Origin of the sequence: Chitinophaga sancti (assembly GCF_034424315.1) — a bacterium.
Taxonomy (GTDB): domain Bacteria; phylum Bacteroidota; class Bacteroidia; order Chitinophagales; family Chitinophagaceae; genus Chitinophaga; species Chitinophaga sancti.
Genome location: NZ_CP139972.1, coordinates 2,035,756 through 2,051,410, shown reverse-complemented (window position 1 = coordinate 2,051,410; position 15,655 = coordinate 2,035,756). Strand labels below are relative to the sequence as shown.

The following is a 15,655-nucleotide window of genomic DNA, read 5'->3' as shown; positions in this document are numbered from 1 at the left end:
CGATGATTTTCTTCGCTTCATATTTGTAATTCTTTCGAACGCAAAGTTAGACGCTAATCAATATCATTCGTGAATGCTCCGCATAGAATGCTTACCAATTTAGAGCTTCCGGTATTTCGTTAAAAAGCCCGGTCCATTTGGGAACTGTTCTGTATTCAACAATTTTGATGGTTCTCCATACAGAAGGGTGCTGACATCTTGAAATATACCTTTTTGTATCTTCCTTAATGTTATTTTGAATTTCTTCCAGCGGTCTGGTCAGATCAAAACGCTCATCGTATGGGGTTAATAGATCTTTTAAGGCATCAATACTCTTAGCCTGCAGGATTTTTACCAGCCGATCCATGGTCTCATAATAGTGACGGGCAGCGCTTTTTCGGGCGGCTATCAAAGTATCTCTTGTATTCAGTTCCAGAATTTCAAGGGTGCTTGTTGCCTTATTTGTATCCTGTCTGCTAAGGCCTGGTAATAGCGAAAATTCATAAGTTTTAGGATTTAAAATCATAAACTGATCCGGATCTTCTGTCCTTATATTAATAAAGGCAATACGATTATGAGATGGGGCCGATTGGCGTTGTAATTCTACAAGCTCGTCGTTATTATCCAGTACAAATGCTTTATCCAGTTTGTGACCAGTATTGCATTGTTTACAGGCAAGGATGTAGTTTTCCCATTCAAAGGTAAATTCAGGGAAATACGATTTAGGAAAAATATGTTCTATATCAGCGGCCTCATTTTGCTCACAATAGTTACAGATACCTTCAGACACACACATGCTGTGCAAAGTATCGGTAATTACCCGGAAGCCAGCCTTCTTTTGTTGAGAGCTTTCTTTTGACTTCCAAAGTGCATGGGCTTTTTGCACTTTTTCTGTAAAGGTTATTTTATTGTTGATTTGGTGCTGAAGTTCTGCTAATATCCTGTTTTCATTGTCATTTAACTGTTGGGGAGCCAAACGGATCATCTGTGCTTAGAATTTTTTGTAAGTGAAGCCTTTCTTTTTCTTCGATATCTGAGATTTTACCTAAAGCTGCTAGGATATTTAGTTCTCCTAGTCGTTCTAGTTTCTCATTAGACCTTCCAGATCTGACAGGTGATTTACCAAAAAATTCTGTGCCATAGGCATCAAGGACATTTCCCAGGATTAATTTCTCTTTATCGACACCGATTATTTCAAATGTTTCATCATTGTCATTTCCGGGAGAAGCTAATTTCCATATTGATCCGTTCTCACTGGCTCTGCAAACTAGCGGACTATGTGTGGTGACTATAAATTGAATTTTAGGAAAGTATTTCGTAAACCAGCTTCCGATCCTTGTTTGCCAGGAGGGATGGAGATGGGCGTCGATTTCATCTATTAAGACGACGCCAGGTAAATCAATTTTCATTACACCTTCTCTTATACTTTGAAATACCAGGTCCTGTCCATAGCATTTTACGAGTTGTCTTAAAAGTTCAAAAGTCAAACTTAAAATTGATCTATATCCATCACTGAGTTGATTGACCGAAATTTCAGCACCACCAGCATCCTTAAAGATGACACCATCTGAGCTAATATCGTATAGTTTGGTATTATGAGGGAGGAAGTCCTCGGAGTTTATTAAAGATTTTAGGTTGTCGATTAAACTTTGATCTTCCTTTTTCTCAAGTATCTGGTATTTTAATTTAACTAACCACTCGGTTGCCTCAGTGAGTGCCACATCTTCGCCAAAGGCAGATAAATGCGCTCCGAGTTTAGGTTGCGTATTATATACCTTATTCCATTCAGGATTTCCTCCAGCAAAGCGTCTAAATGGACCGTATGCAACAGAGAACCATCCACTTCCCGTCCCCCAATTACGTAAAGAAGGTTTTATTATCGTCTTAGGAGATGTAAAACTAATTCTATCCTTACTTCTATGGAATAGTAAAGTGTTGAAAAATATATAATTGTTGTTTAAAATTAGGTGTCTAAGTTCTTCGTCTAAAGGAATAGTCTCCATTGTCTTATCGATAAGTACCTTTAATTTCTCTAGACCTAAATTTTCCTTCGATTTACTGATAAATTCCTCTATTTTCTTTGAAGCTAAATATTCCTTACTTTCTCGGATAAGACTGCTTAAGTCCTCTATTAAATGTTTATCTACTTCATTCCTGATTATTTCCAATGAAATATTTCCCATTTCTTTATCAATACTTAACCAATCTCCCCAATCCGACCTTAATCCCATAGCTTCCTCCGGACCGATTAAAGCCAAAGCTATTGACCTTATAATAGTAGACTTCCCCGCACCATTATCCCCAATTAAAACATGCCAACCCGCTGGCTGTTTAAACTCCATTTTAAAGCCTTTTACCGATCTGATATTATTTATTGCTACTGATTTTATATACATTCCTGCGGATTTCAAAACCGAAAATAACAAAATTCATCTAATCATCCCCCAAAAGAATTCCCCCTAATGATCCGACAACACCACCTTCACCTGTACCCCCGCCTTCTTCCGCCTCGCCAGCAACAACAACGGCAACGAAATCAAAAATACCATCCCCACCATCAGATACGCATCATTATAACTCATCAAATTCGACTGCTTCGTCACCACCACATCCACCACCTTCAACGCCTTCTGCTTCGCCTCCAACACCCCAAACCCATGCTGCATAAAATAAGCCGTATAATCCGAAATCCTCTTCACCGCCAGGGGATTCTCCCAACTAATATTACTCACCAGGTCCATCCTATGTACCGCATTCCTATTCGTCAAATACGTATTCACCATCGCCAGCCCAAAACTTCCGCCCAACTGCCGCATCATATTATTCAAGGCCGCCCCCTGCGGTATATCCTTCAGCTCCAGACCCGACACCGCCAGCGTTGTCAATGGCACCGTCACCACTGCCAGCCCTACTGCTCTCCAGATCAAACTCCGCGTGATCATCTCCGCACCCGCATCTAAACTTAAATGCGACATCTGCCAGCTAAACAACACAAACAAAAACATACCGATCGTAATCATCACGATAGGAGAAACCCCTCTCTGTAACAATGTCGCCGAAATCATCAATCCACCTATCGCCAGCAATGCCCCGGGTAGTAATAGCAAGCCTGTTTGTGTGGGCGTAAAGCCCAGCAACCGTTGCGCAAACACCGGTGTCAAAAACACAGAACTAAACAAACCCACCCCTGATATGAAAGTCAGTATCGCCGCCAGACTCAGGTTCTTACTCCTCAATACCCGCAAATTCACCACCGGGTTACTGGTTCGCAACTCCCACCAGATAAATAGTAAGAGGCCCAGAAACGCAGTGACACTCAGGAAGATAATATAATTCGCCTCGAACCAGTCATCCGTTTCCCCTCTCTCCAGCACTGTCTGCAATGATCCTACGCCAACGGCCAACAGGAAGATCCCCAGCCAGTCCACCTTACCCGCCTCCTGTTTGATACCTGGCTCTTTCAATAACAGGTAGCATATAACGGCTACGGTTATACCAATCGGTACATTGATGTAAAAAATCCAGGGCCAGTCATAAAACTCTGTAATATATCCCCCCAGTGTAGGCCCGATCGTCGGGCCTACAAATACGCCAATGCCAAAGAGTGCACTGGCCACATTCCGCTTCTCCTTCGGAAACAACTCGAACACTACTGCCTGCGATACAGACAGCAATGCCCCGCCGCCAATCCCCTGCAAAAACCGGAACGCTACCAGTGTCCAGATATTCGATGCCTGCCCACACATAAAAGAAAAGAAGGTAAATGCAATTACGGAACCAATATAATAATTCCGCCTGCCCAGTTTCAACACGAGGAAACTGGTGATTGGAATCACTATTACATTCGCAATCGCATAAGCCGTAATTACCCAGGAAGTATCTTCCAGCGTAGCTCCCAGGTTCCCGCTCATATGAGACAGGGCAACATTGACAATAGAGGTATCAATCAGTTCCATCACCGCCGCAGCAATGACAGTAACCAACAGAATGGTTTCTTTTTTCATACCGATCGGTATATTTAAGTGCAAAAAATTACCTGCCGGCGTTAATTGCCTGGAGTGCGTTTTCAGGAGAGGAGAGGTAGAGCTGATACATACCAGCAGTATCACCTACATGTATTTCGTACACATCATTTTTAAGCCCTTCTATCAGCTCCGCTGCTACCTGTGAAGCCGGAATGCCTTTTTCGCCACCTATCTCCTTGGAGAACTCTGTATTCACCAATGGAGGCATCAGTTCAAACACCCGTACAGGCGTATCATTCAGCGTAATTCTCAATACCCTGCTATAAGCATGCAATGCCGCCTTGCTAATGCTATACCCCGGAATATTAATACTCGGTGCAAAGGCAACAATGCTGGATACATTGACAATGGCAGCATGCGCCTGTTTGCTCAGTAATGGCAACAGCAATTCGTTCAGCCTGAGTACAGAAAGATAATTGGTCTGGATCTCAGCACTTGCTTTTTCAAACGTATCCACGCCAGGAGCAAGGCGATAAGGTGAAGCAGAATACCCCGCATTATTGATCACCATATTCAGCCCGGGAAACTTTTCCTCCAGTTGCGCCACCAGCTGACTGACATCACCCGGACTGCTCACATCAGATACGATCGCAGTAGTATTTTTTAACTGCGCTGCTGCCGCCTCCAGTCTTTCCGCATTACGACCCGTAATGATCACCTGGTTACCCGCTGCACCCAGCTGTTGTGCAATTTCGAAACCGATACCGGCACTGCCGCCAGTAATTAATACCGTGTTGTTACTTGTGTTCATCTTGTTTAATTTAAAATATACCGATCGGTATATTAATGTGCAAAAAAATACTTATAAAGCGTTAATCATATTTTCGATGGCGTTCAAAATGGCAGTACGGTAGTTGAGCTTACCGGTTGCCTTCGTGATCATGATGGCACCTTCGATGGTCGCAATAAAGGTGAGGGCAGTCTGCTCCACATCCAGTCCTGGTTTGAATTCCCCGGCCTCAATCCCCTTGTTTAGAATCCCTGCTATCTTGTTTTTCCAGTTGCCTATTGCTTCTGCTGATTTCGCCCTTAAGCTGGGATGCGTATCATCCGATTCTATGGCTGTATTCAGTACCGGGCAACCGCCGGTTGGAAAAGGAGCATTCAGGAAGTTGTCATAAATCGTTGTATACACCAGCAGTTTGCCCCTATAGGTAGCTTCTTTTTCTATAGCGCTGTCAATGATATTGACTACTTTTTTGAAATTGAAGTCAAAACACGCTAGTGCCACCTCGTCTTTATTGGCAAAGTTGCCATAAATAGATCCTTTGGTCAGCCCGGTGGCCTCCGTCATATCTGTGAGAGAGGTGCCCGCAAAACCTTTGGTATTGAAGATAGGAGCGGTTTTCTCCACTATATACTGCCTGGTCTTTTCTGCTTTGCTCATACCTGATCATTTAAGACAATGCAAAAATATACCGATTGGTATAATTCTCCAAATAAATTTCACTGCGGTCTCATGTGCAGTGGTGTTTACTATCTTGACACAAGGCGGGATATTCCGCAGATAACCCGCAGATATCCCGCCTATAAGCCGCCTTTAACCCGTATCTTAAAAGAGGCGGGATATCTACGGCTTATCTCCGGTTTATTTACGAGACATACGTATTTTTAATTGCAATTTTTTATGGCTATTAGAAAATCTTTCATCCAGTTTGAAGGGAAAATTGAGGGCATTAACTTTTTCCGGCCCAGGAACAGGAAACCCGAGGACGGGTATATTGTAAGAAAGAATGGGGGGCCAACCAGGAAGCAGATTGAATTGCTGCCTTCCTGTGAGCGGGTCCGGGAAAACAACAATGAGTTTGGCACCTGCTCTTCGGCAGCAAAGTCGCTCAGGATGGCTATCAGTCCGGTGAAACACCTGACGGATATGAACCTGGCTGCGCAATTCACTTCCCTGAGCAGGCACTTGTTATTGCAGGACAAGGAGAATAGCCGGGGCAACCGGATCGTCCGGTTTTCAACGCTTGGCAATCAGATGAGCGGGTTCAACCTGAATCAGCAATACCTGTTTGATAGTGTGATCAGGCACCCTTTAGCCGCGGCCCTGGATCGTAATACTGCCAGTGTAGAGATAGAAGTACCTGTATTACAACCCGGTTTAAGCATCGTGCTACCCTGGAAGCAGCCTATGTATCGCCTGGTATTTAGCCTGGGAACAGTGTGGGATGCTGCTATGAAAGGATTTCCCCGCATCTGGTCAGAACCGGTTTCGTTTATCAGCCCCTGGTACCTCAGGGAGGAAGTCGTGCCTGCCAGTACTGTTACCCTGCAGTTAAATAAGGAGAAGATCAGCAGGGATGAATGTATGGTCGTTGCCGTTGGAGTGGAAATGGGAACGGTGGTGACAGATTCCCTGGTGCAATGGGTGAAGTATACAGGATGCGGTAAGATTATACAGGCAGGATAAGCTGGGAGTTTCGTATCTTCAGCTGCATGAGCGGACAAGAACATCATCACCACGACCATGATCATGAACATGGCTGGAAGAAAAACATAGAACTGATATGCAGTCTCACCTGTGGCGCTGCATTGGCTATTGGCTTTGGATTATCTTTTATCAAAGGTATCCCTGACGTAGTGCCTTTGTCGTTATACATCCTTGCTTATATAGCGGGAGGCTTCTTTACCGTCAAAGAAGCGATTGAAAATATCAAAGCCGGTTCTTTCGATATCGACTCCCTCATGATCATTGCTGCCGCCGGCGCTGCCATATTGGGTGATTGGGCGGAAGGCGCCTTGTTACTCTTCCTCTTCAGCATGGGTCACTCGCTGGAGCATTATGCCCTGAATAAGGCCAAAAATTCTATCAGTGCGCTGGCTAAACTGGCTCCTAAAACTGCCTGGCTGAAAAAGGATAATACCCTCAGCGAAGTAAATATAGAGACCTTGCAGGTGAATGACATCGTTATGGTCAAACCCGATAACACGATTCCTGCCGATGGGATCATTATCAAAGGCAATAGTGCAGTGAACCAGGCAGCTGTAACCGGCGAAAGCATGCCGGTTGACAAACAGGTGGACAGCAGCGTGTATGCAGGTACCATGAATGGTAGCGGTGCCCTGGAAGTAAAGGTGACCAAACCTGCGAAAGATTCTACCTTATCAAAACTGATTCAACTCGTTAACGAGGCGCAGTCACAACAATCACCAACACAACGCTTCGCCGATAAGTTGCAGAAATATTATGTACCTGCTGTCATCATTTTTGTCTTTCTTCTCTGCTTTGCATTTGTCGTCATCCATGAACCTTTCAGTGCCAGTTTTTACCGGGCTATGGGGGTATTGGTAGCGGCCAGTCCATGTGCGCTGGCGATTTCTACTCCCAGTGCGGTGTTAAGCGGGGTAGCGCGTGCAGCCCGTGCCGGGATCCTCATTAAAGGGGGGCGTCCGCTGGAAGACCTGGGTGCCCTGAAGGCGATTGCTTTTGACAAGACAGGCACCCTGACGGAAGGTAAACCTAAACTTACGGAGATCATTCCCGCGAACGGTATTGGTAAAGAGGAATTACTCAGTATGGTGGTGGCCGTAGAATCACTCAGCGATCACCCGCTGGCAAAAGCGATTGTAGCCGATGCACAGCTGAAAAATATAGAACCTGCTTCGCAGCTCGAATCAGTGACAGGCAAAGGGATCAAGGCGCAATGGCAGGGGCATAGCGTGGTGATTGGGAATAAAGCACTTGTTGCAGCGGCGCCGGATATTCTTCAGTTACTGGATGAGCGGGCCAAAGCAGGGCATACGGTGATGCTGGCATTGAAGGATGAGAAATATGCGGGCATGATAACGGTGATGGATACACCACGGGCTGAAGCAAAACCTGCGCTGGAGGCGCTGAGGGCTATTGGGATTAATAAACTGATCATGCTCTCCGGCGATAACCAGCTGGTAGCAGATGCAATTGCCAGGGAGACTGGCCTGACGGATGCATGGGGAAATTTATTGCCTGAACAGAAAGTGGAAGCGATTAATAAACTGAAAACATCAGAGGGAAAGGTTGCGATGGTCGGGGATGGGGTGAATGATGCACCGGCTATGGCGAATAGTACGGTGGGGATTGCCATGGGGGCTGCGGGTTCTGATGTGGCCCTGGAAACGGCGGATATTGCATTGATGGGTGATCAGCTGATGCGTTTGCCTTTTGCGATTGCGTTAAGTCAGCGGGCGAACCAGATTATTAAACAGAATTTAGTGATAAGTCTGGGGATGGTTGCGATATTGATTCCTCTGACCTTGTTCGGGATTGCCAGTATGGGGCCAGCGGTGATAGGACATGAAGGATCGACGATGGTGGTGGTGCTGAACGCGTTGAGATTGCTGGTGTTTAAAGAGAAGAGGGGTGTGGTGTGAGTTGGGAGACTGTGAGTGAGGATGGTTATGAATGGAGGATTTAATGAGAAGAGGGGTGCGGTGCGAATTGATGGACTGTGAGTGATGGAGGATGGTTATGAATGGAGGATTTAATGAAAAGAATGATGTGGCGTGATTTAGTAGTCCATGAGTGACTGTGTGGTGATATTGAATGAGTTGAAAGTAGTAGGATTTAATAGAAGGAGGATTTGAAAGCTACAGTCACTAAAGAAGGGAAATAAAACGATCCGGCTCCTTATAAATCAAATCTCCCAGGTTGATCAGGCTAATCCGCCCTAATGGCTGTTGACTAGCCAGGTGACATGAATAAGGCGAGAAATCCCGGATCGTATACAAATGCCATTCATTATTTTCAAACGGATTGAGCAGGTGCAACTCATTCTTTAACCCTGTGCCACTGGCCTTGAGCACAGCTTCTTTCGCTGTACGGTATTCATAGAATGTTTGCAAAGAATCAGACGACCTGTGTATATGATCCCACTCCGCATCGGAAAATTGCTGCCTGTAAATATCAATATCCAGTGGTACCCGCCTTTCAATATCAATCCCAATTTTATTGCAATTCGCAAAGGCACATACGACTATTTTGTTGGTATGAGAGATGTTGAAATCATCACCACCGGGAAAGTAAGGTCTTGATTGCGCAGTATATTGCATAGTTCCCAGCGTATGTGCCTGCCCGTTTTCCTTCAGTGCATATCGCAGTATATGTTTACTGAGTAGAGCTGCGTGAGCATCTTCCCATCTTTGAAACGCAGCTACTTTGTCTTGCATTTCGGGAGGTAACTGAGCCACTAAAGCAGCAAAAACATCCTTCGCTAATGGCTGATGAAAATGCGCGTAATAGATCTTGCAGGTATATAATTCCATCATCTTTTATTGAATCCTTTGCAATGCATCGTTATTCCCTAACTTCCTACCCGGCGTGGCTATTTTCGTTCTTCCAAAATTGTACGTATAGCCAATACTCAACCTTCGGCTATCCATATACCTGTCTTTCGAAGACCTGTATACTCCAAAATCCTGCCCTGACCAGTACACATTTCTCTTTAGGATGTCATTGCCGCCAATCCTCAACTGTCCATTAAGAACATTGATCAGTAATGAGGCATCGATATTGCCATAACTCCCCAGGGAGGTTAATTCAGACGTCATTTTAGAATTGTAATACCCGATAATCTCCAGCTTTAGCCGTTTTGAAATGTCAAAAGTCTGATCTGTTTTCAGATTCACCCAGTTAGACGAGAGCGTAAAAGATTTATCCATAACAAAGCCACTGGCTTTGGAGTAACCAAAGATGGAACCACTGTTCTGGGCAGACCACCACCTTGTAATTTGTAAGGGGTAGAACAGATCGATATGAAAGTCCTGCGCATCATTCAGGTTCTGCAGCGCAAACCAGGTGGTTTTTGTATTAAAGTCCTGTGCAATGGGGAATTGCCCAAACATGTTTTTACTCAGGGTGTAAATAAATGCGATGCTTAGTTGATGCAGCCGGGTACTAAGCGTAAGGATGTTGTCGTATTGCGGTTGCAGTGAGGGATTACCCCTGAATACCGTGTTTTGATTTACGAATATTGTATAGGGCACCAATTCATTGTAAGGTGCACGGTTGATGGTTTTTTTATAAGAAAGCGTCAGGCTGTATTGATCACTGATCTTGTATTCGTAGGATAGGGAAGGAAACAGTTTGATGGCATGCTGGTTGAAATAACCAACATAGCTGGCGTCTGTATTTTCTGCACGCAGGCCCATTTGTAGTTTAGTGGAAGACCAGTTTTTGGACAGGATAGCATAGCCGGCAGCAATGCTTTCTTTCAGGTGATTGTCACTGGAATATTCGGGTACTACTGCAAAGCCGCCGTTCCGGTTATCTTCATACAGGATGCTGTTCCTGGAGTTTGTGTTTTGGTATTTGAGGCCGGCATCCAGTAACCAGTGATGGCTGAATTTGTGTATGTAATCTACTTGTGCGATGTAGATCTGAATGTCAGTATGATTGGTGTTTTTATATACGGGAGGGGTTCGGCCATCATTTAGCTCCGAATAGAAAGTTTGTTTAAAATCACTTTTATAGGGCGTGAAGGTGGCTAAAACTGTCAGGTCGTTTTTGCCGGAATCAGCCAGCAGGTGGTAGTTGATATTGTAATTGAAAATGGATCCCTTGTTTTCAAAAGGGCTGCGGGTATACAAAGCAGAATCGACCGGGCTATTTTCTTTGCTGAACCGGTTGTCAGAAATAAAGTCACCTTTACTGCGGATGATGCGGCCGGTGGTCAATACTCCTAGCGTTTGATTGTTGTTGATCGTCCATTCACCGCCTGTTTGCAGGTTGTAAAAATGCTGGTGAAAGGTGCGGGTAATGTCTTCCTGGAGCAGGTCGGGTTTCTCTGAATTGTCCAGGATCCGGTCGCTGCCATTGAAGCTTTGCTGGTCGCTTTTATTATAGCCGGCCATACTGAATAAGGTGATGGATTTCTTCTTATAGGTCAGCCTGCCATTGAAATTATAGTTGCCATACTTTCCCTGGGCCGCATCGGCACGAAGGTTTCCTGTGGTACCTTCCAGTTCTTTTTTCCTGGTGATGATATTAATGACGGCACCATAGGCTGCGTCGTATTTGGAAGAGGGATTGGTAATGAGTTCGATGGATGAGATATTGCCGGCGGGGATCATCTGGAGGATCTCCTGCATAGATGATGCAGGTAAGGGTTTGCCATCTACCAGGAACATGGTTTTTTTGCCTTGCAGACGTATTTCGTTGCTGGCGGAGAGGGAAACGAATGGGGTGGATTTCAGGAGATCGATCGCATTGCCTGCTGCCAGCGCGCTTTTTTCGGTGTTGACTACGAAGCGGTCGCCTTTGTTTTCAATAGTGGCTTTTTTACCGGCTATTTCCACGACGTTGAGGTTTGTGGGAGTGCTATTCATAACTAATGGAATAGCGGCGTATTTAGCCCCCGGATCGAGTATAATAAGCGGCGATCGGGTAGGGGTATATCCCAGGGCAGATACTTTGATGTAGTAATGGCCCTCAGGTAGCTGGGTGAATTGATATTTGCCTTCGGTATCGCTGAGGGTATTGGATACGATCTTTGTTTCGTCACTGGCAGAAAACAGGGCGACTGCGGAAAATGGCAGTGGCTGTCCTTTTTCATCAATGACGGTACCTGATATTTGCGCTTGTTGGGCGGTAGCTGGATGAATAATGAAGATGGTGACGAGGTTGATGAAAAACGATAGAAGCTTGTAATTCATATGGATATAGTATGAATATAGCGGGTTATTGTAGCTTTTGTTGATTATATGGGTTGCGCGGACTATTGTGTTTTAGCCTGGTTATTTAGATCAAATTAACTTATTTTTACCTAATTAGTTTTTTTATTTTACCCTTATCTATGTTAGTTTCCATTTTATCACTTGGACTGTTGTTGGGCGTAACTGGCGGGGATACAACAAAGCCTTTTGTTTTTTCTCATGCGGATGTACCACCTTCGTTTCCTGATCTTGACAGGTATATTGATGCTCATTTACTATATCCTCCCGGTTTTAGCGAGATTTGTTGGGAAGGAAGAGTGTGGGTGTTTTTTACGATAGCAGCGGATGGTTGTACCGCGGATGAGTATACAGATCCCAAACACAGTCCAACAGGTACAGCAGGTAAAGCGATTGTGCAAGCGGCTATTAAATTTATTCAACAGATGCCGGCTTGGAAACCCGGGGAGCTGGAAGGAAAGCCGGTTAGAACGATTGTTTGCATGCCACTGAAATTTGGGGTGAGGGAATAGGGCTGCGCAGTAAATAAATAAGACAAACGATCAGAACCGGGGAGCTTAGAATGCTTTAATTGATCCCATACCCAATAGCGAATATGTTTATACCTGTTATCTCATTTCCTGATGATCGTAACGATTGGCATTTTATCCAGGCAACAATTTCATTGTTAAGATCATGATTTTCCTACATTTACAAAAACTTAACCCCAGATGAGAGCATTTTTTACCGCCGTCTTGCTATTGTTTACTTTTTCAGCAAATTGTCAGACCCACACCACCTTCAGGGATACTGTAAATAAATTTTCCATTGAGTTGCCTGCTGGCTGGAAGTATAAGATCCCTGCTACTCCACCCACCATTAAACTGGTCGCATTTGCAGATGTAGAAGCGAGCCAGAAGGTCCGGGATAATTTCAATGTAAATGTCCTGGAAGAGGCGGGAAGTAATTTAGCAGCAGTAACAGCCAAGCTCCTGGAATATATCAGTGCTGCTGAAGGATACAAGTTACTTGATTCAGGCAGGCTTCATAATAATGCACAGCCTATATTCTGGATGGATGAAACCCATGTGGTTAAGCAGAATAATACGACCGTATTTTCCACCGTCTTTGTCATTTATGATACTGATAAGGTCTATATCTATACCGCAACAGGAGATAAAGACAGGATCAGCACAGCAAAACCATTTTTTCACCGGATAGGAAGCACGTTGAAAACTGGTTTGGCTATCAGGCGGGAAACCCTGAAAATGGTAGTTCCTGGATTAAGCTCCTGGAAGATATTATTTGAAGGAGAAGATTCCGTGAATTATATAAAGCAACTGATCCCTGCAAACGAAACAAAAGAAAACTGGCAGACAACGATCAACCAGACATTCGTGAAAGGCATAAAAGTTGAAAAGATCCACCAGGTGGTGGACATCTTTGTCACGGCGAGTAAAAGTGAAACGAATCTGACAAAGACAACTATCATCAACGAGGTGGAAGGACCCGGGCAAAAATGGGCCTTATTTAAAGCCGAAACGCCCTATTACCCGAATGATCCCCGTCCTGAATCTCAATTGTATTACCTGTTGCAGGGAAAAGACGGGGTGCATGTCGCATTTGTAGCTATCAGGGAGAAGCAGCTTAGCCCTGAATTTGTAAAAAAATGGACGGAGATATTTAGAAAGAGTTCCTTAGTTTATGAATAATGCTCCTTATTTTGTTGTCTGAACATGAAAATAGAATATGCTGAATGAAGAAATGAATGACACTTTTAGTCTGAATGACCACCGGGATAAAATTTATCCAAGGATCTTTTTATTGGATGAATTAAGAGAGGAAATATTACAAACCCTGGGAGAAGATGCGGATGTAGATGCCGACTTTCCAATTTATCACTTATGGCTGAAAGATGTGGCCCTGGGCTTTGTCGTGGACAGGGGAGAGAAGTATACCTTTATCAGCAAAAGGCATTTGGGAACTGAAATGACGGAGGAGGAGCTGAGTGCCCTGGCGCTTAAAAACTTTGAAAGGGATTTTGAATTTAGGTTAGTGGAGACAGTTTTCGGCTGTTACCAGGTGTGTGGAGATCCGGATCATTGTGTGACTGCGATGTTTGTAGCACCTATGTGGGAGAAGATAGTGGCACCGATGGGCAAGGATGTAGTAGTTGCTTTTCCTGGATATGACCTGTTGTTTTTGACACCGGCGGATGATGAGGAAGGGATTGCAAATTTGAAGATGGAGTTGTATAAGATCCATGGGATGGGAATAGAGAAACCCTTAAAGGATTATTTGTTTTTGTATAAGCTGGAGAAGAAGGAGTGGAGTTTTGTGATGTGTGATGATTATACGCCGGATTGATCCTGCTCCTGGCATTAACAAAAAAGACAATCCTCCCCAACGCAAAAGTAAGCAGCGGAATGAGTTTGGGTTTCCCGCTATGCCTGATGCACATGTTGCTCCCCAATAATACAGGTATATCTGTCCAATCCCCTGAAAAAAGGGATGCATTTTCAATCAACGTTTTCCAGACCCCAGTTATAAATACCCGCTAATTTGAACGATCCAGGTATAAATATCTGATTTGAAAATCAGGTATTTATAATCTTGTACGCTTTCCGGTTGATGAATAGCTTTATAGTAGCAAAACAGGTCAATAAAACAATTGACCGCTGCTATCTGCCGGTAAAGATATTCGTTACCGGGGCGAACCCGAAAAGCCAAAAGAGTAGGACAAAAATATAACTATGACAAACACTAATCAAACCCAAACCATTATGCTTTTAACCCAGGGTAATATTCCAGGGTTCACAGTAACAGAATTCCTGGAAAACCAAATCAATATTAACGGGGGAAAATTTACCATGAGCTTTTGCAGTCTTCCTCCCGAACTGCGGCCCACCAAGCTTGAGTTCCGGTTTATAAACGGCATTCCAAACGACAATATCATCATGAATTTCACACAGGGTTGCCCCAATGGTGATTGGAAGGTAACGGAATATATTACCAACCAGATTAATGCCAATAACGGTGATTTTGTGATGACTTTTTCCCTCAATGCTCCGCCAGAAATCCAGCTCAATACGCTTGAGTTTATGTTTTTACAGGCGGAGTAGCTGATGCCGAAATTCCCTGGCCCGGTATGCCTGGATAAATATGTTTCCGATAAGTGGCTATTCGGTGATCTTCGACAACTGTTGCCTGTAAACTGGACTGCACCTGAACAATATAGTGGGTTATGATCTTCCGAAAAGCCTGCCAGGCAACAGTAAATTGCCTTGCCGTGGTTAAGACGAGGGCCGGAAATAACCTGCCTTTGCCATGCAGCCCGGTTATTGGTTATTTTAATTTTACGATATCATTTTTTATTGCAAATACTACCAGGCCAGCCACGTTTTTCGAACTGGTTTTCAACAGCAGGTTATTCCGATGGCCATTGACAGTTTTCACGCTTATGAAAAGCTCCCTGGCTATTTCTTCTGCGGTATATTGCTGGCAGGTGAGCTGCAATATTTGCTGTTCACGTGCCGAAATATTTACCAGTAGTTTTTTGGGTCGCAGGGCTTTTTTCGCCATACTGTTTTGCAAGGCAAGTAATGCCCTGGTATTGATATACGATCCTTTGTTATGCACAGACAGGATGGCCTCATGCACCTCTTCGGGATCTGAATCTTTCACCAGGTAACCATGTGCACCGTTTTTAATCAATTCAACTATAAAATCCTCGTCTTTGTGCACGGTCAGTATCAGTATTTTCACTGTAGGAAAATGTTCCTGCAGGGCCTGGGTAAGATGCGCCCCGGAAAATTCTTTCCTGTCATTGGGTGGTAGTGATAAGTCTACCAGCATTACATCGGGAATGTCGGCCTGCTGTTGAAGCCTGTTGATCACCGAAAAGCCATCGGCGCTTTCAAATATCACCTCAAAGCCGGGCCAGTTTTTCAGCAGGGCTTTGAGCCCTTCTCTGAACAGGAATTGATCTTCTACAATTCCTAATTTTATTTTCTCTTCCATGG

Annotated in this window: 14 protein-coding genes; 6 read left to right on the top strand and 8 right to left on the bottom strand. The window is 44.3% G+C overall.

Annotated features, from left to right (window positions below):
* Positions 1-91: 91 nt before the first annotated feature.
* The 5 genes from U0033_RS07840 to U0033_RS07820 all read right to left on the bottom strand — a co-directional run bounded on the left by U0033_RS07840 (position 92) and on the right by U0033_RS07820 (position 5,391).
* A complete protein-coding gene (locus U0033_RS07840; protein ID WP_072362364.1) occupies positions 92-964 on the bottom strand; it encodes an HNH endonuclease in 873 nt (290 codons plus the stop codon).
* Positions 933-2,375 carry an AAA family ATPase gene (locus tag U0033_RS07835; RefSeq protein ID WP_072362365.1) on the bottom strand — a complete coding sequence of 481 codons (1,443 nt, stop codon included), beginning with the start codon at positions 2,373-2,375 and terminating at the stop codon, positions 933-935. The genes U0033_RS07840 and U0033_RS07835 overlap by 32 nt, the downstream gene beginning before the upstream one ends.
* A gap of 63 nt (positions 2,376-2,438) precedes the next feature.
* Positions 2,439-3,983 (bottom strand): DHA2 family efflux MFS transporter permease subunit, encoded by a 1,545-nt coding sequence (locus U0033_RS07830; RefSeq protein WP_072362366.1) that lies wholly within the window; start codon positions 3,981-3,983, stop codon positions 2,439-2,441.
* A 28-nt stretch (positions 3,984-4,011) separates the two neighbouring features.
* A complete protein-coding gene (locus U0033_RS07825) occupies positions 4,012-4,755 on the bottom strand; it encodes an SDR family oxidoreductase (protein WP_072362367.1) in 744 nt (247 codons plus the stop codon).
* Between the two features lie 51 nt (positions 4,756-4,806).
* Positions 4,807-5,391 carry a TetR/AcrR family transcriptional regulator gene (locus tag U0033_RS07820; protein WP_072362368.1) on the bottom strand — a complete coding sequence of 195 codons (585 nt, stop codon included), beginning with the start codon at positions 5,389-5,391 and terminating at the stop codon, positions 4,807-4,809.
* Between the two features lie 240 nt (positions 5,392-5,631).
* Here U0033_RS07820 and U0033_RS07815 point away from each other — a divergent pair, with 240 nt between their 5' ends.
* Entirely contained in the window at positions 5,632-6,417 is a 786-nt protein-coding gene (locus U0033_RS07815; RefSeq protein WP_072362369.1) for a hypothetical protein, read from the top strand.
* Positions 6,418-6,443: 26 nt separating this feature from the next.
* The gene (locus U0033_RS07810; RefSeq protein WP_072362370.1) at positions 6,444-8,357 is read left to right on the top strand and encodes a heavy metal translocating P-type ATPase; all 1,914 of its coding nucleotides are present in this window, start codon (positions 6,444-6,446) and stop codon (positions 8,355-8,357) included.
* A 225-nt stretch (positions 8,358-8,582) separates the two neighbouring features.
* On the opposite strand, the gene U0033_RS07805 is transcribed toward U0033_RS07810, so the two are convergent.
* The gene (locus tag U0033_RS07805) at positions 8,583-9,251 is read right to left on the bottom strand and encodes a 4'-phosphopantetheinyl transferase family protein (protein WP_072362371.1); all 669 of its coding nucleotides are present in this window, start codon (positions 9,249-9,251) and stop codon (positions 8,583-8,585) included.
* 3 nt (positions 9,252-9,254) lie between these two features.
* Entirely contained in the window at positions 9,255-11,636 is a 2,382-nt protein-coding gene (locus U0033_RS07800; protein ID WP_072362372.1) for an outer membrane beta-barrel family protein, read from the bottom strand.
* A gap of 140 nt (positions 11,637-11,776) precedes the next feature.
* On the opposite strand from U0033_RS07800, the gene U0033_RS07795 reads away from it, so the two are divergent.
* The 4 genes from U0033_RS07795 to U0033_RS07780 all read left to right on the top strand — a co-directional run bounded on the left by U0033_RS07795 (position 11,777) and on the right by U0033_RS07780 (position 14,755).
* Positions 11,777-12,166, top strand: a complete 390-nt coding sequence (locus U0033_RS07795; RefSeq protein ID WP_072362373.1) for an energy transducer TonB — start codon at positions 11,777-11,779, stop codon at positions 12,164-12,166.
* Between the two features lie 198 nt (positions 12,167-12,364).
* Entirely contained in the window at positions 12,365-13,345 is a 981-nt protein-coding gene (locus U0033_RS07790; protein ID WP_072362374.1) for a hypothetical protein, read from the top strand.
* A gap of 37 nt (positions 13,346-13,382) precedes the next feature.
* Positions 13,383-14,000, top strand: coding sequence for a hypothetical protein (locus U0033_RS07785; RefSeq protein WP_072362375.1), 618 nt, complete (start codon positions 13,383-13,385; stop codon positions 13,998-14,000).
* A 386-nt stretch (positions 14,001-14,386) separates the two neighbouring features.
* The gene (locus tag U0033_RS07780) at positions 14,387-14,755 is read left to right on the top strand and encodes a hypothetical protein (protein WP_143150755.1); all 369 of its coding nucleotides are present in this window, start codon (positions 14,387-14,389) and stop codon (positions 14,753-14,755) included.
* A 223-nt stretch (positions 14,756-14,978) separates the two neighbouring features.
* Here the strand turns inward: U0033_RS07780 and U0033_RS07775 are convergent, their stop codons facing one another.
* The gene (locus tag U0033_RS07775; RefSeq protein ID WP_072362378.1) at positions 14,979-15,653 is read right to left on the bottom strand and encodes a response regulator transcription factor; all 675 of its coding nucleotides are present in this window, start codon (positions 15,651-15,653) and stop codon (positions 14,979-14,981) included.
* Between the last annotated feature and the right edge of the window lie 2 nt (positions 15,654-15,655).